This window comes from Halomarina litorea (assembly GCF_024227715.1).
GTDB classification, from domain to species: Archaea; Halobacteriota; Halobacteria; order Halobacteriales; family Haloarculaceae; genus Halomarina; species Halomarina litorea.
Window position 1 is genome coordinate 1,909,016 of the sequence record NZ_CP100448.1, and the last position, 20,762, is coordinate 1,929,777.

23 protein-coding genes and 2 pseudogenes are annotated in these 20,762 nt (G+C 59.9%); 16 read left to right on the plus strand and 9 right to left on the minus strand.

Annotated elements, in window-relative coordinates:
- Nucleotide 1: 1 nt before the first annotated feature.
- Nucleotides 2-1,303 (plus strand): P-loop NTPase, encoded by a 1,302-nt coding sequence (locus tag NKG96_RS10415; protein ID WP_438267346.1) that lies wholly within the window; start codon nt 2-4, stop codon nt 1,301-1,303.
- A 12-nt stretch (nt 1,304-1,315) separates the two neighbouring features.
- Here the strand turns inward: NKG96_RS10415 and NKG96_RS10420 are convergent, their stop codons facing one another.
- Nucleotides 1,316-1,549 carry a CDGSH iron-sulfur domain-containing protein gene (locus NKG96_RS10420; protein WP_254534871.1) on the minus strand — a complete coding sequence of 78 codons (234 nt, stop codon included), beginning with the start codon at nt 1,547-1,549 and terminating at the stop codon, nt 1,316-1,318.
- A 162-nt stretch (nt 1,550-1,711) separates the two neighbouring features.
- On the opposite strand from NKG96_RS10420, the gene mobA reads away from it, so the two are divergent.
- From mobA to NKG96_RS10435, 3 genes and pseudogenes are all read left to right on the plus strand, one after another.
- A complete protein-coding gene (mobA, locus tag NKG96_RS10425) occupies nt 1,712-2,338 on the plus strand; it encodes a molybdenum cofactor guanylyltransferase (RefSeq protein ID WP_254534872.1) in 627 nt (208 codons plus the stop codon).
- Between the two features lie 264 nt (nt 2,339-2,602).
- On the plus strand, nt 2,603-3,877 hold the full coding sequence (locus NKG96_RS10430; RefSeq protein ID WP_254534873.1) for an RNA-guided endonuclease TnpB family protein: 1,275 nt from the start codon (nt 2,603-2,605) through the stop codon (nt 3,875-3,877).
- Between the two features lie 37 nt (nt 3,878-3,914).
- A pseudogene (locus NKG96_RS10435) lies at nt 3,915-4,094 on the plus strand (hypothetical protein); the annotation flags it as partial.
- A 76-nt stretch (nt 4,095-4,170) separates the two neighbouring features.
- Here NKG96_RS10435 and NKG96_RS10440 read toward each other — a convergent pair.
- The 4 genes from NKG96_RS10440 to NKG96_RS10455 all read right to left on the minus strand — a co-directional run bounded on the left by NKG96_RS10440 (nt 4,171) and on the right by NKG96_RS10455 (nt 6,471).
- Nucleotides 4,171-4,509, minus strand: a complete 339-nt coding sequence (locus tag NKG96_RS10440) for an ADP-ribosylglycohydrolase family protein (protein WP_254538138.1) — start codon at nt 4,507-4,509, stop codon at nt 4,171-4,173.
- Nucleotides 4,506-5,669 (minus strand): VIT1/CCC1 transporter family protein, encoded by a 1,164-nt coding sequence (locus tag NKG96_RS10445; protein ID WP_254534874.1) that lies wholly within the window; start codon nt 5,667-5,669, stop codon nt 4,506-4,508. The genes NKG96_RS10440 and NKG96_RS10445 overlap by 4 nt, the downstream gene beginning before the upstream one ends.
- Nucleotides 5,666-6,049: a hypothetical protein gene (locus tag NKG96_RS10450; RefSeq protein WP_254534875.1), complete on the minus strand. Its 384-nt coding sequence runs from the start codon at nt 6,047-6,049 to the stop codon at nt 5,666-5,668. Before NKG96_RS10450 ends, NKG96_RS10445 begins: the two co-directional genes overlap by 4 nt.
- A 122-nt stretch (nt 6,050-6,171) precedes the next feature.
- Nucleotides 6,172-6,471 carry a hypothetical protein gene (locus NKG96_RS10455; RefSeq protein ID WP_254534876.1) on the minus strand — a complete coding sequence of 100 codons (300 nt, stop codon included), beginning with the start codon at nt 6,469-6,471 and terminating at the stop codon, nt 6,172-6,174.
- 355 nt (nt 6,472-6,826) lie between these two features.
- Between NKG96_RS10455 and NKG96_RS10460 the strand changes: the two genes are divergently transcribed.
- Complete coding sequence (locus tag NKG96_RS10460; RefSeq protein ID WP_254534877.1) at nt 6,827-7,420, plus strand: helix-turn-helix transcriptional regulator; 594 nt, start codon at nt 6,827-6,829, stop codon at nt 7,418-7,420.
- Between the two features lie 246 nt (nt 7,421-7,666).
- On the opposite strand, the gene NKG96_RS10465 is transcribed toward NKG96_RS10460, so the two are convergent.
- Nucleotides 7,667-8,860 (minus strand): permease, encoded by a 1,194-nt coding sequence (locus NKG96_RS10465; protein WP_254534878.1) that lies wholly within the window; start codon nt 8,858-8,860, stop codon nt 7,667-7,669.
- On the opposite strand from NKG96_RS10465, the gene NKG96_RS10470 reads away from it, so the two are divergent.
- The 4 genes from NKG96_RS10470 (at nt 8,847) to NKG96_RS10485 (ending at nt 11,974) form a co-directional block, all read left to right on the plus strand.
- A complete protein-coding gene (locus tag NKG96_RS10470) occupies nt 8,847-8,999 on the plus strand; it encodes a hypothetical protein (protein WP_254534879.1) in 153 nt (50 codons plus the stop codon). The two genes, NKG96_RS10465 and NKG96_RS10470, sit on opposite strands and share 14 nt — an antisense overlap.
- 431 nt (nt 9,000-9,430) lie before the next feature.
- On the plus strand, nt 9,431-10,753 hold the full coding sequence (locus NKG96_RS10475; protein WP_254534880.1) for an RNA-guided endonuclease InsQ/TnpB family protein: 1,323 nt from the start codon (nt 9,431-9,433) through the stop codon (nt 10,751-10,753).
- 25 nt (nt 10,754-10,778) lie between these two features.
- Nucleotides 10,779-11,384 (plus strand): Lrp/AsnC family transcriptional regulator, encoded by a 606-nt coding sequence (locus tag NKG96_RS10480; RefSeq protein WP_254534881.1) that lies wholly within the window; start codon nt 10,779-10,781, stop codon nt 11,382-11,384.
- Between the two features lie 251 nt (nt 11,385-11,635).
- Complete coding sequence (locus tag NKG96_RS10485; RefSeq protein ID WP_254534882.1) at nt 11,636-11,974, plus strand: four-helix bundle copper-binding protein; 339 nt, start codon at nt 11,636-11,638, stop codon at nt 11,972-11,974.
- Here the strand turns inward: NKG96_RS10485 and NKG96_RS10490 are convergent.
- Entirely contained in the window at nt 11,917-12,540 is a 624-nt protein-coding gene (locus tag NKG96_RS10490) for a sulfite exporter TauE/SafE family protein (protein ID WP_254534883.1), read from the minus strand. The two genes, NKG96_RS10485 and NKG96_RS10490, sit on opposite strands and share 58 nt — an antisense overlap.
- Nucleotides 12,541-12,828: 288 nt before the next feature.
- Between NKG96_RS10490 and NKG96_RS10495 the strand changes: the two genes are divergently transcribed.
- The 3 genes from NKG96_RS10495 (at nt 12,829) to NKG96_RS10505 (ending at nt 17,267) form a co-directional block, all read left to right on the plus strand.
- Nucleotides 12,829-14,613: a 5'-nucleotidase C-terminal domain-containing protein gene (locus tag NKG96_RS10495; RefSeq protein WP_254534884.1), complete on the plus strand. Its 1,785-nt coding sequence runs from the start codon at nt 12,829-12,831 to the stop codon at nt 14,611-14,613.
- Nucleotides 14,614-14,677: 64 nt separating this feature from the next.
- Nucleotides 14,678-15,826: an MBL fold metallo-hydrolase gene (locus NKG96_RS10500; RefSeq protein WP_254534885.1), complete on the plus strand. Its 1,149-nt coding sequence runs from the start codon at nt 14,678-14,680 to the stop codon at nt 15,824-15,826.
- A 118-nt stretch (nt 15,827-15,944) separates the two neighbouring features.
- A complete protein-coding gene (locus NKG96_RS10505) occupies nt 15,945-17,267 on the plus strand; it encodes a multicopper oxidase family protein (RefSeq protein WP_254534886.1) in 1,323 nt (440 codons plus the stop codon).
- A gap of 229 nt (nt 17,268-17,496) precedes the next feature.
- Here NKG96_RS10505 and NKG96_RS10510 read toward each other — a convergent pair whose 3' ends face one another.
- Nucleotides 17,497-18,495, minus strand: coding sequence for a potassium channel family protein (locus tag NKG96_RS10510; protein WP_254534887.1), 999 nt, complete (start codon nt 18,493-18,495; stop codon nt 17,497-17,499).
- A 99-nt stretch (nt 18,496-18,594) separates the two neighbouring features.
- Nucleotides 18,595-18,921: pseudogene (locus tag NKG96_RS10515) on the minus strand (DUF4396 domain-containing protein); the annotation flags it as partial.
- A 150-nt stretch (nt 18,922-19,071) separates the two neighbouring features.
- Between NKG96_RS10515 and NKG96_RS10520 the strand changes: the two are divergent.
- From NKG96_RS10520 to NKG96_RS10535, 4 genes are all read left to right on the plus strand, one after another.
- The gene (locus NKG96_RS10520; protein ID WP_254534889.1) at nt 19,072-19,368 is read left to right on the plus strand and encodes a hypothetical protein; all 297 of its coding nucleotides are present in this window, start codon (nt 19,072-19,074) and stop codon (nt 19,366-19,368) included.
- 57 nt (nt 19,369-19,425) lie between these two features.
- Complete coding sequence (locus NKG96_RS10525; protein WP_254534890.1) at nt 19,426-19,782, plus strand: SHOCT domain-containing protein; 357 nt, start codon at nt 19,426-19,428, stop codon at nt 19,780-19,782.
- Between the two features lie 94 nt (nt 19,783-19,876).
- Nucleotides 19,877-20,293 carry a DUF302 domain-containing protein gene (locus NKG96_RS10530; protein ID WP_254534891.1) on the plus strand — a complete coding sequence of 139 codons (417 nt, stop codon included), beginning with the start codon at nt 19,877-19,879 and terminating at the stop codon, nt 20,291-20,293.
- A 6-nt stretch (nt 20,294-20,299) separates the two neighbouring features.
- Nucleotides 20,300-20,650 carry an SHOCT domain-containing protein gene (locus tag NKG96_RS10535; protein WP_254534892.1) on the plus strand — a complete coding sequence of 117 codons (351 nt, stop codon included), beginning with the start codon at nt 20,300-20,302 and terminating at the stop codon, nt 20,648-20,650.
- The last annotated feature ends 112 nt before the right edge of the window (nt 20,651-20,762 follow it).

Below are 20,762 nucleotides of genomic sequence, written 5' to 3' on the forward strand. Positions count from 1 at the left end.
CATGGTAGAGGACACTCAGCGCGCCGACGAAACGGACGGACAGGACAGCGAAGATACCGTGTCGGTTGATATGGACGAAGTCGAGGCCGCGTTGCGGCAGGTCCGTGATCCAGAGGCTGACGTAACCGTCTTCGAAGCCGGTCTGATCGAGGATATTCGGGCGCACGACGGCCATCTCGTCGTCGAGACCGACTTGAGTGACTTCCCGCCCCAAGAGGCACAGTCGGTGACGACGACGCTGATGCAAGCGGTCTCGGACGTGCCCGGAGTCAGACGCGCCCACGTTGAGCACGTCCAGTCGCGGCCGGAAATGGAGGGACGAGCGATCGGCCTCGGTGCCGCGGATCGGGTGATCGCCGTCGCCAGCGCGAAAGGCGGCGTCGGCAAGACGACCGTCGCGACATCGTTAGCCTGTGCCCTCGCTGCGGACGGCCAAGATGTCGGCCTGTTCGACGCGGACATTCACGGCCCAAACGTCCCGGAGTTGCTGTCGGTCAGCGGGCCGGTCCACTCCGACGAGGACGGCAATCCGATCCCGGTCGATGCCGACGGCCTCGAGGTGATGAGCGTCGGGCTGCTGTCTTCGAGCGCCCCGTTGGCCTGGCGTGGGGCGATGGCTCACGACGCCCTCTCGGAACTGTACGAGGAGACGGCCTGGTCGAACCCGGACACCGTTGTATTGGACCTGCCGCCGGGGACCGGTGACGTCGCCCTCACGACGCTACAGGATGTCCCCGTCGACGGTGTCGTCTTCGTCACGACGCCGTTCCACGCTGCTGTATCCGATACGCATCGCTCTCTCCAACTGTTCGAGGAGAACGACGTCCCGGTGCTCGGCGTCGTCGCGAATATGGGCGAGTTCGTCTGCGAGGAATGTGGTCATCCTCACGAGCTGTTCGAGGGTTCGGATCCGATAGCGGCTCTGAAAGTGCCGGTTCTCGCTGAGATTCCGTTCACCTCGTCGATGCAGGAGACGCCGCGGCCGACACCCGATGGAGTGACCGAGTACGCGCGGGAACTAGGAGCCGCAGTACAGAACCGGATCGACGAAATCTGGACGGTCGACGTGCCGGACGGAGCCGTCGACCTCAGAGGCGTTCCTCCCGAAGATCGCCACGAGCGGGTCAGACATGGCTTCGAAGAGGTCGGTTCCGGGGACACGTTCTATCTCGTGAGCGACCGAGACCCGACGTCTGTACGGGGGTTTCTTCTCGATCTCGTCGATGACCACGATTCACTCGGTCGCTTCGAAGTCAAACGCCAAAACCCGGAAACGTGGCTTCTCCGAACCGTGCATCCGTGAGTTCGCGGATCGTCAGTCGTCGTAGTCGATGTCCACGACAACCCGACGATGGTTCTCGTCGTCGCCCTCGTAACAGTAGAGTACGTCCGACGCCTCGTCTCTCGTCGCACGATGAGTGCCGTCACAGAAGGGATACTCCTCCGAAAGGCCACACTGACAGACGGCGATATCGCCTTTCTCAGCATCAACGTCGCTGGCGTCAAGTTTTCGTGGACCGGTTGCTTCGTGTCGTACGAGTCGAGCCATATCCGTCGCAGACCAACGGGCACCACAAAACCCTGGTCGTACATCATGTGAATCCGTGACGGTTTTCTGTCCCGTCGCGTCTCTCTGTTGTCATCAAGACGGTGCTAGTAGGCAAACCATGGCTGAGACGAACAGTCCCCGATATTCGGAGTTGCAGACGACATGACGGCAGGGTCACGTGCGGGCATTGTGCTCGCTGGCGGCTACTCCACTCGATTCGGCGAACACGACAAAGCATTAGCTCGATTGGATGACAAGCCACTTCTCATGCACGTGATCGAGGGATTGGCCCCCGCAGTAGATGGTGTGGTTGTGAATTGCCGGTGGGAGCAACTCTCTTCGTTCCGCCCGGTGTTACGAACCACATCGGTTGATGTCGACATCGCTTTCGCACCGGATCCGGTCCCTGACAAAGGGCCAGTGGCCGGCATTGCAGCTGGACTCCGGGCGGTTTCGACACCATACGTCGCCGTCGTCGCCGCCGACATGCCGTTTGTCGACGCCGAGTTTTTCGATGACTTGTTCGATTTGGCGGCCGGGCGCGACGGGAGCGTCCCGCACATCGATGGTCACGTCCAGCCGATGCACGCAGTATACCGGACGGCGGCAGCCCGCTCCGCGGCCGGTGACGTAGTCGAATGCGGCGACGGGAGCCTTCATGGCGTTATTAATCGCCTTGACACGACGATTCTGTCCACATCAGAAGTGCTATCCCGGACATCACGTCGGACCTTTACCGACGTGAACTCGGTTGATGATTTCCGAGAAGTGGAGCGAAAATTTCAGTAACTAATTCCTGAATATCCCTAGATGGCGAATCCGGAGCAGGTACGCCGACGACGATCTCCCGACGAGTAATCGGTCAGTCGACGCTCTTCGCGGATACTGACGCCGACCAACAGACGCTCACAGGTGACGAGTCAGCGATGCAGTGCCTATTCGGAGAGTAACCAACACGCAGTCCCAGTTTCTACTGCTGTTGGTTAATGCTAGCGAGGTCTATCTTGCCCCGGAGAGCCCTGCGGGGCGACGGAGTCCCGCAGGAGACTCCTCATGGCCATCCACGACAGCGCAGACTCAGTTAACAACAGTCCGACTGAGACACACTCTGACGCCCGGCAAGCGGCGTACGTGGCGTTCCTCCATCGGGTTCCGTTTGCGATCGATGCGCTGACTCTCGGCTTCCTCCCTGGATTTCGCGAGGACTGCACGTATCAGCAGTCGCAGTTCGATACCCTCGAGTGCCCGGTCGGAATGCTCGATAACGATTTTCGGAATCCTGACCTCGACAGGAATGGTCTGCATCGCGGGGCGCAGTTCGGCGAGTTCTGGACGGCCGACGGTTGGGACGACAGTGGTCGCGACGCCGACCACGTCACGGTCCGGAAGACGGTCCGACATGTGTCATTCCGCATCAGCGCGAAACCGTACAAGCACGTCACGGGCGTCCTCGAAGGGAGTGACGGTCATCTCGATATTCTTACGACTGCACTCGAAAGCGACCAGTGGAAAATTGGGACGGCGGAAGCCCTGTTCCACAACGACAACCCCGAGTTGCACGTCACCGTCACTAACACTGAGCAGACCGTTCGAAACAAGCAGGACTCGCAGACGGTCGTCGGCGTGGACGTGAACGAGGACAACGTGGCGTTGACCGCACTCTCCGAGAACGGTGTCGAAGATACGTTGGTCATCGACCTCCCCGAAATCAAGTTCGAGCGCCACCGCTACTTCACGATGCGTAAGCGCGTCCAAAACGCGGGAAAGGACAGCCTCCACGACACGCTGGACGGACGTGAGGAACGGTTCGTCCGCGACCGACTCCACAAGGTAAGTCGTCACATCGTGGAGTGGAGCCAGCAGTTTGAGAAGCCGTGCATCGTCTTTGAAGACCTCAAAGAGATGCGCGATAGTATCGACTACGGCACGCGGATGAACCGACGCTTGCACCACCTCCCGTTCCGCGCCCTCCAGTTCTATACGTCGTACAAAGCGTCGTTCGAGGGCATCCCAACTGGCTGGATTAACCCAGAGTACACCAGCCAGCAGTGCCCGCTATGTGGGCACACGGAACGAGCGAACCGTAACAAGAAGCGGTTCAAGTGCAAAGATTGTGCGCACCAAGACCACAGCGACCGAGGTGCAAGCATCAACATCGCCGTGAAAGGCACCAAGGATCATCAAGATTGGAATGTGCCCGCTCTCAACAATCTTCCCCAAGTTCGGAAGGTGCGACGGCGGGCATCGGGGGCCGTGGACGCCCCGACCGTGACCCACCCGACCGTTCAAGGCTCCCCTGCCGATGGTCAGATGGGAGTGTCCGACTAACCCACGGGAAGCCTCGAGACGTGACTCCGAGGCCGTTCACGATGTCGATGTCGCTGCTGAGACGTGTACATGTCTCGACTGGCAGCGACGCGAACCGGAAGGGGGCAGTAAGCATATGCGCCGCGTCGATATCGAAATCGATGCAGGGCACGTTCCCCGACCAGACGGACGTCTCCCTCACACAGAATCGGAACAGCAGCCAGATTCGATACTGTAAGCTGTCAGCAGCCAGCTGTGCTTAATCTTATTCTTATTTTTATTAATATTAAGGCTGGGACGACGCCTCGGGGGAGCTAGCTAACGGAACTCTCGTCCACGGTGAGTTCTGCAGTCATAAGTACCGACTCGAGGCGCGCGATTTCATCGGCACACTCCAACTCGCCGGTCCATCGATCGGGGAGTGCGTCTGCCCCGGACCGAGCCCCTGTGACAGCTCCTGTAACTGCACCGACGGTGTCGGTGTCAGGTCCCATGTTTACAGCAGAGACGATGGCATCCTCCGCCGAGTCCGTAGTAAGTCCGTGATACAGCGATGTTTGCAGCGTATCGACCACGTAGCCGCTTGCACGGAGGGTGTCAGGATTGGTTTCGTCCGGAACCGATCGTAACGCTGTGAGGAGTTTCTCGTTTATCCGGCGATGGAAACGCCGATGAGCGTCCCAACGCCGTAGGTAAGACCAGCGGCGGCGAGCCCGATCACGACCTGTCTAGTGCCAGAATAGAGCACGCTGCGGCCTGTCAACACGGTGATTGCAGCACCAACCACAAAGAGTGCAACTGCACTCAGCAGGAGACTCGCCCCGACAGCAGTGATTCCGGTGAATGCGAAGAACGGGATGACGGGGACGATCGCTCCCAGTGCGAAGAGGATGAACGACGCACCTGCAGCCTCCCAGGCAGACCCGCCCAACTCTTCGGGATCGATGCCTAACTCCTCACGAGCAAGTGTATCGAGCGCTGTGGCCTGGTCTGCAACCAGACGTTCTGCCAATTGCTCTGCTTGCTCTCTGGAGAGGCCTTTCGCTTCGTAGATAAGGGCCAGCTCTTCTTCCTCCTCTTCGGGAACTTCAGCGAGTTCGGCGGCCTCGATGTCGATCTGGCGCTGGTAGAGTTCCCGCGAACTCTGGACGGAGAGCCACTCGCCCATCGCCATCGACCCGGCACCGGCGAGCAGCCCGGCTAATCCAGTGATGAGGATGGCTGTCGCGTTGAGAGCGGCCCCTGCGACACCCATCACGAGACTCAGGTTCGACACGAGGCCGTCGTTCGCACCGAGAACGGCCGCCCGGAGGGCGTTACCACTCGATGCTCGATGTCGCCCTTCGAGGCGGGCGAGGACGTTCCCTTCTGCGCCACGGCCGGGTGCCTCGGCGATTGCTGCAAGCAGGCGATCGTGGGATCGTTCGTCAGCCACCATCCCCGTTCCCTCGACTTCCGGTTGCGTGGCGTATCCTGCACCGCCAGTTGCTTCTCCGGCACGCATCGTCGGGGCGACGACGCCAGGACCGAACCGTCGGGCGAGCCACGCGAGAACACGAGCTCTCCAAGACGGCCGTGGAGTAGACATATCGGTGCCCGCCTCGCGAAGTTTCTCGGCCCAGAACTCCGCGTGTTCACGCTCGGTCGCCGCCAAGCGTCGATACACGTCGGCGAGCTGCGGTTGAGATTCCGCTTCGGCCATGGCCTCGTAGACGGTCGCACTGTCTATTTCGTCCTGTATATTTCGACGATACCGCGTAACATCGTCACGTGCGCTCATTGTCCAGATTTCGATGTGGAGAGTCTTAGTCATCGACCCACGACTGAAGTCGTGGGCTTGTCCGTGGACTCCCGGTCTACCTCCGTAGTGGAGTAGGTGGTGTACTCGCCGTTCCGGTTCAGCGTCTCGGACTTGAGGGCGAGATGACCGTCGCCCAATCCAGAGGGGCGTTTGCCCTCTGGTACAGTTAGCAACTTGAGTCCGATGTTCTTCGAGGCGTTGTAGTCGCCATCAACCGAGTAGGCACACTCGTTGCACTCGAACCAGCCACTCTTGCTATCGCGGTTTGTCTCGAACGCCCGTTCCTCGTTCCAGCTACCCGCCGTCTCGACGTCGACGACGCCCTGCTCACCCTTCGTGAGTGTCCCCGTCTTGTCGAACATCACCGTGTCGAGGTTCCGGGCGTCCTCCATAGCGATTCGACGCCGTCCAGTGGACGGGGTCGGTCACGTACACCCAAATCTCAGCAGGGGTGGCATCGATGACGATTTCGGCTTTGTCGGTTACATACATTGGATGGCCTCCAGTTCGTCTCCTATCGAGCGAAGAGGTTGTACAGCCACGCGAAGGGGTACACGAGGACGAAGCTGATGACGGCCGCCTCGATCATGCCAGCCACAGTCCCGACGACCGTCGGCTCGAAGAACATGTGCCACTGCTGCATCATCTCGACCGCGCCCTCGTAGACGCCGATGGCTCCGAACACGCCGAGCAGGAGCATGACGATGGCAGACACGAGTGCCGCAGTGCCGGCGAGCGCCAGTGCGTCAAGATGCATCACGTCGGAGGTCGTTCCCATCTCGTACGGTTCTTGGTCGGTGATAGCAGTACTCATGTGTAGAGATACGTCCGACTGGTTCAATTGGTTTGCTGCTTAGAATCGAACGTACACGCCGCATCGGCGATGTCGATCAGGAATACCAGATGGATAGAAGATACGGCAGCGATCTCGAGACGGAATTTCGAGACGAGTACTCGTGTCGTGACCGGACTAGTCTACAGTAAAAGTACTACTCTCCGGAGAGGAGAGCAGTTACCGGCGTAGAATACGACGATTGGAGTTGCCGATACGTCGTAATGTCGGTATTGAGGCTCTCGGGCTTAGCATTCGTAAGGATCACAACTGGTACATCGGTGTTGTTCCATCTCTCAGGCATGAACGAGTCCACTGGCAGATCGAGGTGGGATGGATGAATCGACGGCGGGTCGATACAGTTGTCGGTGGCCTGGTCGCTGCCGTCCTCATCGTCGGCGGTGCGCTCAGTTGGCAAGCGTACCAGCAACAGCAGGCCTTCGAGCAAATGGGATCGATGATGGGAACGTCGATGGGGGCGGTTCACGGAACGAACCCGCTCTGGTACGTCCTCGGGACCCTCCTCGTCTCGGCAGTCATCGGTGGAGGGTATCTCGCGGCTCGGGACGACCTCACCAGCACAGAGGTAAAGGACCGCTCACAGAATGAGATGGCGGTTCCGACCCACCCTGAGAGCGCCGATTCGCCGGAGGGGGCCACCCAACCAGATGGGGCCATCAATCCAGAATCTCAGCCACAGGCTCGCGTGTTAGACCTCCTTCCGGAAGACGAACGCCGTATCCTCGAACCAGTCCTATCCTCGCCCGGCATTACGCAGATCGAGTTGCGGGATCGCTCAGATTTCTCGAAGAGCAAGGTAAGTCAGACGGTCAGCGCCCTCGAGAAGCGCGGATTGTTGTATCGTGAACGGCAGGGGCGGACGTATCGAATCTATCCGAGTGACGACTTGCAGCAGAATCAAGCGCACTAGCAATCGCTACCGCGAACTAGAACCGTTTGGTACCATCGTCATGGGTGCTGAACTCGAGACGAGCTACGTCCGTGCGACCCCGTTTTCACCAGCCGTGTCTATAGTGCGTGCAAGTACTATTTCGCCGGGGTCGCGGGGTGTCTGTCCCAGCCGAGGGGTCAGATTCATCGACGATCTCGTCACCACGATCACCGACTACTGGCACAGCAAAGATGCCGACCGACTGAACGAGAGAGACCGAGAGCGTTAGTCGGCTGTGTGCACGTGCTCGCCATGCTCCTCATCTCCGATCGAGTCCGAACGGTGCAGCCAGTAGAGGAATAGGAAGAACACCGTTGCGAGGACGTTCAAGACCATCTTGTAGTTCATCTCGATCTTCACCTCTGCAATCTGGACGCTCGATGGGTCTGGGATGACCCCCGCCCCGAGGAAGATGAAGTGAATGACAAAGCCCGTGAGCACGGCGGAGACGAAGATCATTCCAGAGAGGATGGCCGCGAACTTCGTGCCGTAGTACTCACGGTACGCGTCCATGATCGGCGGGACGATGAGGTCGGCGTAGATGTACGAGAGCACCGATCCGAACGGCAAGCCGTTGGCGTAGAGGACGGCGCCGAACGGGACGTTCCCGACCGAGCAGACGAACGTCGCGACGCCGATGACCGCACCCAAGACTGCCGTCCAGAAGACGTACACCGGGAGTCCGAACGTCGGCCCGGAGAAGACGGAGGTCCAGACGCTCTCGGGAATGAAGCCAGCGATGAGTCCGGCGAAGATGAAGCCGATGGCGATTTCGTCCCAGAGCATCCCCCACTCCGACCACTGCTTGTCCGCGAGCGCCTTCCAACCCGAGAGGGAGGTCGCCTGCTCGCGAATCGTGGTATTGGCCTCTTCCGGGTCGAAGCTGTCCTTACAGGACTGCGAGCAGAAGTAGTAAGTCTGACCGTCGTGTTCAGTCGAGTAGTCGGCTTCCTCGGGGTTGACCTCCATCCCGCAGACCGGGTCTTGCACGGTCGGGGTACCCTCGTCAAGGACGTTTTGCCGGGCCTGATCGATCACCTTGTCAGGAGTAAGGTAAACGAAGCCGAACGCCATCAGGCCGATGAGCATGAATCCGCCGACGAGGTCCGCGACGAGGAACTGCCAGCCCAACAGGATGTAGATCACGATACCGATCTCGATGACGAGGTTCGTCGAGGCGAACATGAACGCCCCGATGGTCGCGGCGGCGGAACCGCCCTTCTTGAAGAGGTTCTTCGCAGTTGCGATCGCGCTGTACGAGCACGACGAGGAGACGAACCCGAACAGCGACCCGTAGCCGATCTCGCGCAGTCCGTGACCGTCAAGGAGGTCCGCGACCTGCTCATTCGAGGTCCAGGCTTCGACGCCGCCGGCGATTGCGAAGCCGATCACGAGCGCCCACCACGTGATCCACGCCATCGCAGCGGTCGTCGTCAGGAACTGGCGCGTGCTCTCGACGAAGAACGGCCACAAGGGCTTCGATGTCGTGAGGACACCGAGTGCGACCGTCGCGAGCGCAACGACGGCGAGGATCGCGTATTCCTTTTTCTCCATATAGGATACATGGGGTTCGATCTTTTACGGACCTTCGGCTAACACTCCATGGGTGAGACAGGGTCGTAATTTTCTGTCCGGAACGTGTCGACGACTGAGATACCAGACTCTGAATTAGCTGGTGAATTGGACACGGCAGGCTACTCTCCCAGTCCGCGTTTCGCATGACTCGTGAGGGCGAGATCCTCGTTTCATCAGCATCGTCTTCGATAGCAGTAGTCAGAAAACGTCCCTGCCCATCCATGTACCCATGGCTGAGCTAGATTCAACAGATGCAGTTATACAGAATCAAGGAGAGTACCTGCGCCTTTAGGCGCGGGATGAATCCGACAACGCTTCCATAGTCCACCGACGATAGCATGGTTAGATATTCCGCGCCCCAATCCGAACGTATACAACAGAAATCTACATAACCAGTTATGGAAGCGTTCCACGATGCACATCCATCGAACCCACCGAGCGAACATCCTCAACCACAGTCAGGTAGAGGAACCACTTAACCGGCACGGGTGGAGTGCATCGAAGCTCTGGAACGTTGCAAACTATCATTCCCGCCAAGTGTGGGATAACACGGGCGAGATTCCCGACGACTCGGACCTGAAACGCGAGTTGAAGACACATCCAAAGTACAAGGGACTGCATAGTCAGTCCAGTCAGCGCGTTCTGGAGGAACTCGCTGAATCCTTCAACTCGTGGTACGGCAAACGCAAGAACGACTCGCGCGCGAATCCGCCCGGCTACCGCAAGAAAAACTACTACGACCAGCAAGGTCATCGCGTCCACGAAGAACACCCGCGTAGCACCGTAACGTGGAAGCAGAAAGGCATCCGACACGACACCGAAAATGGTCGAGTGCGCCTCTCGAAAGGCGCGAATCACAAGGAACACCCCCGAGCGTGGGAATACATCCTTGTCGAGTACGAAACCCGCCCCGACGTCACCGTCGAGAATCTGCAACAGGTTCGAGCTGTCTACGATAAGGCGAAAGGACGCTGGGAACTGCACTTAGTGTGCAAACACGAAGTCGAGACGCCCACTGCACCCGGTAACGAGACGGCTGGTGTTGACCTTGGTATCAGTAACTTCGCGGCGGTCGCGTACAGCACTGAAGAGGCCGACCTGTACCCCGGCAACCACCTGAAACAAGATGGGTACTACTTCCCGAAGGAAATCGCCAAGTGTGACGACTCGGGTGGCGACAGGGCCACGAGACTTCATCACAAGTGGTCGGAGCGTCGCACCCACTTCTTCCACAGTCTCGCAAAACACATCGTTGAACAGTGTATCAAGCGTGGCGTAGGGCGCATCAACATCGGGAAACTTGCAGGTGCCCGTGAAGACGAGAATGGGGACTCGAAGAACTGGGGTCGGCACGGCAACCTTGACTTGCACGGGTGGGCGTTCGACCGTTTCACCAACATCCTCGAATACAAGGCGAAAGTTGAGGGCATCGAAGTCGTGGAAGTGTCCGAGCGCGACACGAGCAAAACGTGTTGCATCTGCGGTAGAGAAGACGACAATCAGCGTGTTGAACGCGGCCTGTACGTGTGCGAGACGTGTGATGCGACGTTCAACGCTGACGTGAACGGGGCGGAGAACATCCGTCTCAACATCAACAACGCAGAAAGTAACTCCGAGTCTGCACCCGATCTGGGTGGCGATAGGAGTACCGGCTGGTTGGCACAGCCCGGAGTCTACCTTCATGACTTGTCCAGCGGATTCCAACCGCAGGCTCAAGTGGTAGACTGCAAACCCTAATATCCCAACTCAGCGGTGCGGTGCCGTGGGATTCCCGCGTCTTCAGGCGCGGGAGGATGTCAACTTGGAGTTGTTACTGGAGGATGCCCATCGGTCGTTTCGCGAAATTGCGGAGGAGGTAGAACTCTCACCACCGACCGTTTCAAATCGTGTCGACCGACTGTGTGACCTCGGCGTCATACGGCGGTTCACGGTTGACGTGGATCGAACGAAGTTCGCCGACGAGGACGAGTGTCTCGTGGTAATTGACACGCGACTCGCCCATACTGAAGACGTCTTCTCCCAGTTGCAAGATATCGACGGAGTGGAACACGTCTTCTACACAGTCGACTCGACGGTGGTCGTCAAGGCGGTTCTTCCCCCGGCCGAACTCCGCTCGCTGCTCGCTGACACGCTGAGCGACGATCAGATCGAGGATTATCACGTGACGTCAATTCTGGGTTCTTCATGGCAGCCGCAGCTCGGAACAGACGACCTAACGATCGAGTGTACGATCTGCGGAAAACCGATCTCGGGGGATGGTCAAAAAATAGAGGTGGACTCCGGAGACCTGTATCACGTCTGTTGCTCGTCGTGCGCGGAGAAAATCGTCGAGCAGTACGAGTCCCTGAAACAGGCAGCCGACGAGTAGACGCGGCTATCTGAATCAGCTCCTTGTCCGCGATTACAAACCCTGGATTGATCAGCCTGCTATTTTGGGGTGTGAAACAACTGGAGCGTCGATTCGCTCCAACGTGAAGTCAGACGCTGATTCATCTATGCACCAGATGACCGATATCTGCCTTTTTGAGCCCCTAAGCGGACAGGAGGGAATCGTTTGTTTCCCCACTTGGATCGGTAGCCACAACTCACGAAAAGGAGTCGGTCGTAGTACTGAACGCGATGGCTCAAATCAACGATTTGCTCGACGATTCGACCCGCGAGTGTATCGACAACTGTCATGAAGCTGTGAAGGCGTGCGCCCATTGCGCCGACGAGTGCATCGGTAAGGGCGAGGAGATGGAAGAGTGCCCCCGACTCTGTCGCGACGTAGTCACAGTCGCCTCGACGTGCGCTCAGCTCTGTGCATCGGGCTCGCAATTCAACAGCGATATCGCGGAGACGTGCGCCGACGTGTGTGAAGCCTGCGCCGACGAGTGTGAACAGCACGACCACGACCACTGTCAGGCTTGTGTCGAACCGCTCCGCGAGTGCGCGGAGTCCTGCCGATCGATGGCGTAAGCCACAATCGCACCGATTCTCGGTCGCCAACTTTCTTCGTCGCTCCAGAACCCGCTGGCGGACATGAACGCCCCATAGACAATCATCGGCGGGCCGGGGACTGCGACGGCGCCACCAAAAACCCCCGCAAGGAAACCGGCCGTCGCGCCGACGATGTTCCCCGGCCGGTAGTCCCGTGCTTCGATCCAATCGGTGACGATATCGAGTTGCTGGGTCGCGCCGACGATTACGACAGCTAACACGAGGACGATCTCGATGGCGACGCGCATCTGTGCCTTGTTGAACTGACTGAACACGTAGATGCCGAGCGGCATCCCCAGCACGAGTCCACCGACAGGAACGATCCACTTGCGCCAGTCGAACGCGTCCCGAACGCTCCACCAGACGCGGGCGTTACTCACGACTGCCGTCGCCGTGAAGATGATCGATGCGCTCGAAGGAGACCGGAACAGCGGCATCAGCCCCATCGACACCTGCGCGAAACCGAACCCGGCGATCCCGTGAATAACGGATGCGACCAGAATGACGACCGCAGACAGTCCCGTCGTCACCCAGCTACTCGTCATCGTCACCGCCTCCTCGATTGAGTCAGCGTGCGCATCTCTACGGACGATACTATGGCTTCCTCGCTTAGGCTAATTGTCCCTAAGAGCCGGAAGGATACATCCCTAGTCAGCTATCGAGATCACGCCTCTGCCACGCCACGAGTTTCTATTTCCAACTCGGGGATAGTGCGTCTCAGTCATCGCGTCCAATCTTCTGCGACACAGTGCCCGTAGAGGGTCTTGTGCGGTATTTCGAATAGCAACCACAATCCATGAACCGTAGGAGGGCGTATCTGCAATCGCGCCACGATGAACGGGAACGAGACGTCCATTGGTGAGTGGAAGTCCCTCGGTGGCGATCCTGCCAGCGACAGCGCAGGTGCCCCCGACGTGGTCTTCACCCACGTCAGCGACCTCCACGGACAGCTAACGCCGCGCTATCAGGTCTACTACGACAATCCAACGTCGAAGCCAAACTTCGACTTCGGAGAGGACGACCGCGTCATCAAGCGCGGTGGCGGGATTCCACTGCTCGCGGCCAAACTCGACGAACTCCGCGCGGACTACGAGGTCTGTACGCTGATGAGTGGTGACACCTTCCATGGCTCTGCCGTGACCACCTACACCGACGGGCGAGCGATGCTCAAGCCTATCAACGAGCACGTTGCACCCGACGTCTACGTCCCCGGGAACTGGGATTACTCGAACGAGGCCGCCGAGGACGGCAACGTTGTGGAGCTAATGGACGCCCTCGACGCCCCGGTCCTTGCGAACAATCTCTACGACTGGGAGACCGGCGATCGACTGTACGATGCGTACAGCGTCATCGAGGTCGGCGGACTCTCTGTGGGCGTCGTGGGGATGACGAACGTCTACGTCGACCGGATGGCACCCGCGTTCTCCGAGGGGAAGTACCGCTTCGGTAAGCACCCCGCGCTCCTCGAAGAGACCGCACAGGCCGCCCGCGAGGACGGCGCGGACGTCGTGGTGGCGGTCACTGAAATTGGCCTGCCGTGGATGGTCCAAGCCGCCAAGGACTGCGCTAGCGTGGACGTGATGTTCAGCGCGCATACCCACGAATACACCTACGACCCGATTGTCGTCAAGGAGACCGAAACCGTGGTCGTCGAGTCCGGGATGGGCGAGGCGCTCGGCCGGGTCGACCTCCGTGTTCAGGACGGGGAGATACAGTTCAGACACCACCTCTACTGTCTGACCGAGGACGGCGAGTACACGCCGGAACCGGACGCTAACGCACAGGAGACGGTCGAATCGGTGCGTGAGTCGTTCTTCGAGGACGCCCCGGGATTCGAGCGCGGAGCCGGCACCCTCGAGAAATCCCTCGATACGGTTGTCGGACAGACAGAGACGCCGCTCTACCGGCAGTCGTTCCTCGAGAGCGCCTGGAACACACTGTTCAACGACGCACTCCGGAGCCACTTCGACACCGACCTTGCCGTCTCGCACGGATTCCGGTACGGGACCGCCATCCCTCCCGGGGAGATCACGCTCGGCGAACTCTACACCTTCTTCCCGATGGCGACACCCGTCGCCCGTGGTGTCGCGTACGGCCAGCAGCTCACGTCCCACATGGAGGAATTCCTCGAGGACAACTTCACGCCCTATCCGTACGACCAGGAGGACGGACGCGTCCGGAACTTCTCATCGAACGTCGAGGTGACCGTCGACCCGACCGCCAAGCGCGGCCGTCGCCTCGTCGAGATGCGGATCGACGACGAAGCGGTCGACCCGGAGGAGACGTACTCGGTGGCGACATTCCGCCGACCCGGTGACCCCGAACGCGACCTCGGCAACTGTGGCTTTCCCTTCCAGGACGTCGAGGTTGACGACGGGACGATTCCAGTCGACGTCATCGTCGAGTACCTCGAAGAACACTCACCAGTCGACTACGAAGTAATGGGGCTGGTCGAGACCGCGGACGATGGCGGTGGTGCCCAGAACACACCCGCCGACGGGCCGTACCCGTTCATCCAACCAGGCGTCGACTATCAGGGCGGAGAGGCGTACTGTGAGACGTCCATGATTCCGCGCGGGAACGCTTTCCCCGAAGAAGGGCGTAATCGAACGCGCTAGACGGCGAGGGCGCACGCGACCGCTCCGGCGAACGGCAAACTCGGCACGACACAGGTGAGATACGATGGTTAAGAACATTACCGCGGAACAACTCGCGGACAAGATCGACGCCGACGAACAGTTCACACTCATCGACACACGTCCCGAAGACAGCTTCGAGGCCTGGCACGTGCGCAACGCAGAGAACGTTCCGTACGACCCTGACGAGGGGTTGAGCGAGGACCAACTGAACGAGGTGGACGCGGTGGTGGACGGCCGGCCGATCGTCGCTATCTGCGGGAAGGGTCTGACGTCGACGCCGTTCGGGTTCGAGCTCGACGAACACGGCTACGACGACGCCGAGGTCGTCACCGGCGGAATGGAAGAGTGGAGCAAACTCTACGAGGTGGTTCCCATCGAGACGACGAGTGACGACCTCGTCATTCGGCAGGTCCAGCGCCGGGCGAAGGGCTGTCTCGGCTACGTCGTCGGCTCGAAAGCGACGCAAGAGGCCGTCGTGGTCGATGCGACCAGACAGACCGACCGGTTCAAAGTCGCCGCCCAGGACGCTGGGCTCTCCATAACACGCGTGCTCGACACGCACGTCCACGCCGACCACATCTCGGGCAGTCCGACACTCGCCGACGAGATCGGCGTGCCCTACCACCTCGGCGAAGCAGCCAGCGAGCGCGATGTCGAGTACGAGTACGAACCGCTATCAGATGGAGAAGTCATCGAAGTCGGCGACGTCGAGATCGAGGCGCTCCACACACCGGGTCACACCTCCGAGATGATGAACTACCTCGTCGACGGCGAACTCCTGTTGACTGGCGATACGCTGTTCGTCGACTCCGTCGGGCGGACGGAACTCCAATTCGGGGAGGACGATGCCTCGCGTGGGGCCGAACTGCTGTACGACTCGCTCCACGAGACGATCCTCGACCTCCCGGACGACACCACGATTCTGCCGGGGCACCTCACCGTCACGAGCGACGGGCGCTACGAGAACGGCTCGCCCGGCGAACCCCTCGATGCCCAGCTTGGCAATCTACGCGAGGAACTCGACTTCCTCGGGCTCGACCGCGAAGCGTTCATCGAGCGATTAACCGAGGATGCCCCAGAGAAGCCCCCGAACTACGAGACAGTTATCACCATCAACACCGGCAAAGAGACCGTCGACGACGAGGGTGAGGCGACAGAACTCGAACTGGGGCCGAACAACTGTGCCGCATAGAGAACAACGGTCGCTCTCGCGCCGCAGGCTCCTCCAACTGACTGGGGCGACCACCCTCGGAACACTCGCGGGCTGTGCCGGTCAGCTACCGGGCATCGACAATGGTGGAGGTCGTGAGGTGACGCCACGCCCGACGGTCACTGACGAGCCAGATACGTCCGTCAGCCTCACCGCGGCGGCCGGAACCATTCGACCGTCCCCCGAGACTTCGGCGACGAACTGGACGTACAACGAGCAATTCCCGGGGCCGGAGCTACGCGTTCAGGAGGGTGACGTGCTCAGCGTCGAGCTGACCAACGATCTCCAAGAAGAGACGACGATTCACTGGCACGGGGTTCCCGTTCCGAACCCAGTCGACGGCGTGCCAAACGTGACCCAAGACCCGATCGCTTCCGGCGACACGTTCATCTACACGTTCCGTGCCGAACCCGCCGGGACGTACTTCTATCACAGTCACGTCGGACTCCAACTCGATCGTGGGCTGCTCGGTCCACTGATCATCGAAGAATCCGACCCACACGTCGAGTACGACCGCGAGTACGTCGTCGTCGTCGACGATTACCTCTCTGGAGAGCCCCGTCTTCCGTCGGACGGTGGGATGGGTGGCGGTGGTGGAATGGGTGGCGGTGGTGGAATGAGTGGGGGAGGCGGAATGATGGGTGACGTTCGGCCGCCATACGAGGGGCTCCTCGTCAATGGTCGCCTCCCCGAGAACCCACCGACGTTCGACGTAACTGAGGGCGAGCGGATTCGCTTCCGATTCGTGAACGCCGCCAGTGCGACGGTCTTCGGGGTACGGATCGCAGGCCACGAGATGACGGTGACCCACACCGATGGCCGACCCGTCGAACCCGTCGACGTAGATTCGTTCGTCTTCGGAGCCGGCGAGCGGTACGACGTCGTCGTCGAAGCGGCGAATCCGGGAAGATGGTTCGTTCAGGCGGACGCACTCGACGGGAACGAACCACCAGCTAGAGCCGTCGTTGCGTACGAATCCACAGGTGGTTCGGGCACCCCTCAGCCCCCATCATCCTCGAGTAACCGATTGCAGTACACCGACCTTCGAGCACTCTCCTCGCTCGACGGTGTGAGTGGGCGTCCCGACCGGTCGTTCGACCTGACGCTGTCTCGCGGCAGGGGTGAGTACGTGTGGACGATTGACGGACAGGCCTATCCGGACGCCGATCCGCTAACTATTCGACCCGGAGAACACGTTCGGATTCGGATGACCAACCAGAGTCCAGTCGTCCATCCGATGCACCTTCACGGCCACTTCTTCCAGGTCGGTAACGCAGTCAAAGACACGGTCATCGTTCCGGGACATCGAGGGCAGGTGACAATCGACTTCCACGCGGACAATCCCGGCCGGTGGTTGTTCCACTGTCACAATTTGTATCATCTCGATGCGGGCATGGCGCGTGTCGTGAGATACGTCGAGTAGCTCAGTAGCGAGTTTCCAGTCGAACAAAGGCCACTGTTGCTCGCATACTCTGATTCATGTTCGTCGCCTATTACGGGGACTGGAAGACGTCCGCATTTGATACAGGACTCATACTCAAACAACTGCCACTGAGAAATCAATTGAACCTCGACGTACGCTCTTGATGTAGCGACGAAATGAAGATCGGTGTGTCAACTAGGACTGAGAGTGGGGTGTTCACCCGTCGGTACTACTCCTCCCAGGTCCCCGGCCACTGGCGCGCGTCCGCCTGAATCAATCCATGCATGGTTCGGCGTCGCTCTTTCAGCTCTTCGAGTACGGCATCGAACTCCTCGTCGGACACCGTCGGGACACCCGCCTTGCGTAGGACGGCGAGGTCGGGCAGCGGTGGATGCTCGTCGGACTGTGTCACGAACACACTGACCGTGTCGAGGTAGCTCTGAACACTCGACCGTGCGTTTTCGAGAACCGAGTCACTGGGCCTCTTCGCCTCGGGCGTCGCTCGCTGCCAGAGGGTCAAAGCATCGTCAAGACTGGCGACGCTCAACACGGCGGCGGCCTCGCGGTCGTCGGTGTAGAAGTAGTGTAGGATTGGGTAGGCTTTGTGGTTAGACGTTAGTTCGTTCAGCGCCGTGGTGATACTGTTGAGGGGGAGCGCGACGTCGTCGAACTCATCACCGTTCCAGGCGGTGGTGACGATCGATTCGCCGTCCAGTCCGAGCCCGCTTACGTTCCGCGCGAACGTGCGTTTCTGCGTGACTGCGTCGAGGACAGAGAGGACGTAGGTGATGCTCAGTGTCACCAGCAACATCCCACTGGCGGTCATCAGTGCAGTCAGGATCTGCCAGAGGCCATCTCGGGGCGCGAAATCGCCGTTTCCCATCGTGAACAACGAATATCCCACGAAGTAGAACCGCTCGACCCAAGAGATAGGGCCTGTGTCGATGGTGTCTCTCAGAGCGTTGTCGGCACTCGCGAAGACGAACATCCACCCGCACCAGAGCAGGGCGATCCACATCCCAAGCCCGAGGACGAGAACCACCGGGCCGGCCAGCGTCCGAATGCGGGGGCTATAGGTTCCAACGCGTCGTAGCAGCTTCCACGTCCCCTGCATCAGGCGTGCGGTAAGGGGTCCGGCACCGCCCTCGACCCAAAGAGTCGTCCACAGGAGGTCGATCACGGCCACGATGAGCAGACTTACGCCCAAGCCGAAGTAGAGATAGTTCATTGGTCTGTCGTTCTCCCCGAAGTCGGAGCAAACCGCGCAGGGACAGGCGGCGAGTTCATCGTCGATGGTGGTGCCATCTGAACATCATTGTGAGATGCACTAGTCGGCGGCCTGTGCCTGTCCGCCGCTCTGTCTCATCTCGGCCGGATTCTTCATGCCTTCCTTGACGCCGAAGTGGACCAAAACGGTGTTAACCGGGAACGCGAAGACGAATCCGACCGACAGTGAGAACGCCAGCGCCCCCCAGAACAGCAGATCGGAGATGTGAGCCTGGCTGGCGATCAGCAGATCCGTTCCGATAGCAGCGATCTCCATGATGGTGATGCTCGGCGTCTCGCTGTGGAGGGCGGCGAGCATCGCCTCGCCGAAGCCGACACCCTCCTGCATCAGCGGACCGACTGTCAGGGCGTAGCCGAACAGATACGCAATCCTCATCGAATTCGGCGGCTACGAACGGTTCCGTTCCTGAAAGACGATTAGAACACCCTATACACGTTCTCGAACGTTCTCCTGCGCGGATTCACACCCATCGCGATAACTCCAGAGGGGTCCTACGACTAACCGAGGAGAATGACAATGACCAACTTCACCATCGGCCGCTGGCTGCTCGTGGCGCTCGCGACCATCGGACTCGCGTTCGCTGCGCCTGTGGTCAGCGCACACGGCAACGAAACGTCCGCAGACGACGCGCCCCCGTACGACGGGACCGCCGACGACTGGGCGGCCTGGATGGAAGACCACATGACCGAGCACATGGGCCCCGGTGCTGTCGAGTGGATGGAGTCGCACATGGGTGTGACCGTCGACGAGATGGCCCAGGACATGGCTGACGACGACTACAACGGCGGGATGTACGGGCAGGGCTACTGCTGACGACCCTGACCGTTTCGATCGCTTCGACAGAAGACCGCAACACACCAACTCAAGATAATGACGCAACTCACTACCCACATCGGACGCACTGCTCGTCGACTCGCGACACTCTCCCTCCCGCTGCTGGTCGCGGCAATTGGAACGGCTGCTGCCCACAGTAGCGGGAGCTCCGTCGGCGGTATGATGGGCGGGAGTAGCCGGGGACTTTTCGGCGGAGCGATGGGGCTCTGGGGGCTCCTCTGGATGGGGCTCCTCATCGCCGTCCCCCTCTACATCGGCTATGCGCTACTCAATCGAGGGTCCGGCAGGAACAATGAGCAGTCGCTGTCGGTTCTCCGCGAGCGCTACGCCCGCGGTGAGCTCTCGGACGACGAATTCGATCGGCGGCGAAAACACCTCGAACGTACCAGATGACCGGAACCGCAGCTGTTCCAACCGGTGCACCACACCCCCAACGCCCGCCGTTGCGGCACCCAACCGTTAACCCCGTGGACGGGGTTGATATTCCATGGAATACACAATACAGACTTCAGTCACCGGCGAGTTCGACGACGTCGTCGACACGACGATTGCTGCGCTCAAAGACGAAGGATTCGGCGTCCTCTGTGACATCGACGTTCAGGCGACGCTCAAGGAGAAACTCGGCGAGGAGTTCCGACAGTACCGCATCCTCGGTGCGTGCAATCCGGCACTCGCGCACGAGGGGCTGAACGAGGAGATCGAACTCGGCGCACTCCTTCCGTGTAACGTCATCGTCTACGAAACCGACGACGGCGAGGTCATGGTGAGTGCAGTCGACCCGCAACAGTTGGTTGGCATCGCAGACAACGAGGCGCTCGACTCGATCGCCAACGAGGTCCACGACCGGTTCGAGCGCGTCCTCGCCAGTGTCGTGGACGAACTCGAATCCTCGTCGGAGGTCTAAGCATCGATGTCGTCATCGAATCAACTCGACACTACAACCATCGTCCTCATCCTCGGGGCGATCACCGTTCTTCTCTTGCTCACGATGGGAATGGGATTCGGCGGGATGATGGGCTACGGTGGAATGATGAGCGGATACGGGACGACCAGCGGCTGGTGGCCACTCGTTGGGATGCTTGTCCCGCTGGTCTTCCTCCTCATCCTACTGGGTGGCGGATATCTCGTCTTCCGTCGCGTGACGGAATCACAGTCGACGTGGAATCCTGCGATAGAGGAGTTGCGTATGGCATACGCCCGTGGTGATCTCACCGAGAGAGCGTTCAAAACCCGCCGAGACAAGCTCGAACGCTCGGAGTAATCGGCGCGACCAGCAGCTCCAGGGTTGCTCACGTACGCAGCCTTGGAATCCGAAATCTGTGACCCACACATCTTTCGGGTGCGGATCGAGCTGAGGAGTTCATCGGAATCGT

Excerpts from the sequence above, each read along its gene's own strand:
- NKG96_RS10510 (WP_254534887.1), bottom strand. The coding sequence starts at position 18,495 with ATGAACTATCTCTACTTCGGCTTGGGCGTAAGTCTGCTCATCGTGGCC.
- NKG96_RS10525 (WP_254534890.1), top strand. The coding sequence starts at position 19,426 with ATGACGCAACTCACTACCCACATCGGACGCACTGCTCGTCGACTCGCG.
- NKG96_RS10485 (WP_254534882.1), top strand. The coding sequence starts at position 11,636 with ATGGCTCAAATCAACGATTTGCTCGACGATTCGACCCGCGAGTGTATC.
- NKG96_RS10475 (WP_254534880.1), top strand. The coding sequence starts at position 9,431 with ATGCACATCCATCGAACCCACCGAGCGAACATCCTCAACCACAGTCAG.
- NKG96_RS10535 (WP_254534892.1), top strand. The coding sequence starts at position 20,300 with ATGTCGTCATCGAATCAACTCGACACTACAACCATCGTCCTCATCCTC.
- NKG96_RS10530 (WP_254534891.1), top strand. The coding sequence starts at position 19,877 with ATGGAATACACAATACAGACTTCAGTCACCGGCGAGTTCGACGACGTC.
- NKG96_RS10420 (WP_254534871.1), bottom strand. The coding sequence starts at position 1,549 with ATGGCTCGACTCGTACGACACGAAGCAACCGGTCCACGAAAACTTGAC.
- NKG96_RS10450 (WP_254534875.1), bottom strand. The coding sequence starts at position 6,049 with ATGGAGGACGCCCGGAACCTCGACACGGTGATGTTCGACAAGACGGGG.
- NKG96_RS10465 (WP_254534878.1), bottom strand. The coding sequence starts at position 8,860 with ATGGCGTGGATCACGTGGTGGGCGCTCGTGATCGGCTTCGCAATCGCC.
- NKG96_RS10490 (WP_254534883.1), bottom strand. The coding sequence starts at position 12,540 with ATGACGAGTAGCTGGGTGACGACGGGACTGTCTGCGGTCGTCATTCTG.
- NKG96_RS10495 (WP_254534884.1), top strand. The coding sequence starts at position 12,829 with ATGAACGGGAACGAGACGTCCATTGGTGAGTGGAAGTCCCTCGGTGGC.
- NKG96_RS10415 (WP_438267346.1), top strand. The coding sequence starts at position 2 with ATGGTAGAGGACACTCAGCGCGCCGACGAAACGGACGGACAGGACAGC.
- NKG96_RS10500 (WP_254534885.1), top strand. The coding sequence starts at position 14,678 with ATGGTTAAGAACATTACCGCGGAACAACTCGCGGACAAGATCGACGCC.
- NKG96_RS10460 (WP_254534877.1), top strand. The coding sequence starts at position 6,827 with ATGAATCGACGGCGGGTCGATACAGTTGTCGGTGGCCTGGTCGCTGCC.
- NKG96_RS10455 (WP_254534876.1), bottom strand. The coding sequence starts at position 6,471 with ATGAGTACTGCTATCACCGACCAAGAACCGTACGAGATGGGAACGACC.
- mobA (WP_254534872.1), top strand. The coding sequence starts at position 1,712 with ATGACGGCAGGGTCACGTGCGGGCATTGTGCTCGCTGGCGGCTACTCC.
- NKG96_RS10445 (WP_254534874.1), bottom strand. The coding sequence starts at position 5,669 with ATGACTAAGACTCTCCACATCGAAATCTGGACAATGAGCGCACGTGAC.
- NKG96_RS10520 (WP_254534889.1), top strand. The coding sequence starts at position 19,072 with ATGACCAACTTCACCATCGGCCGCTGGCTGCTCGTGGCGCTCGCGACC.
- NKG96_RS10430 (WP_254534873.1), top strand. The coding sequence starts at position 2,603 with ATGGCCATCCACGACAGCGCAGACTCAGTTAACAACAGTCCGACTGAG.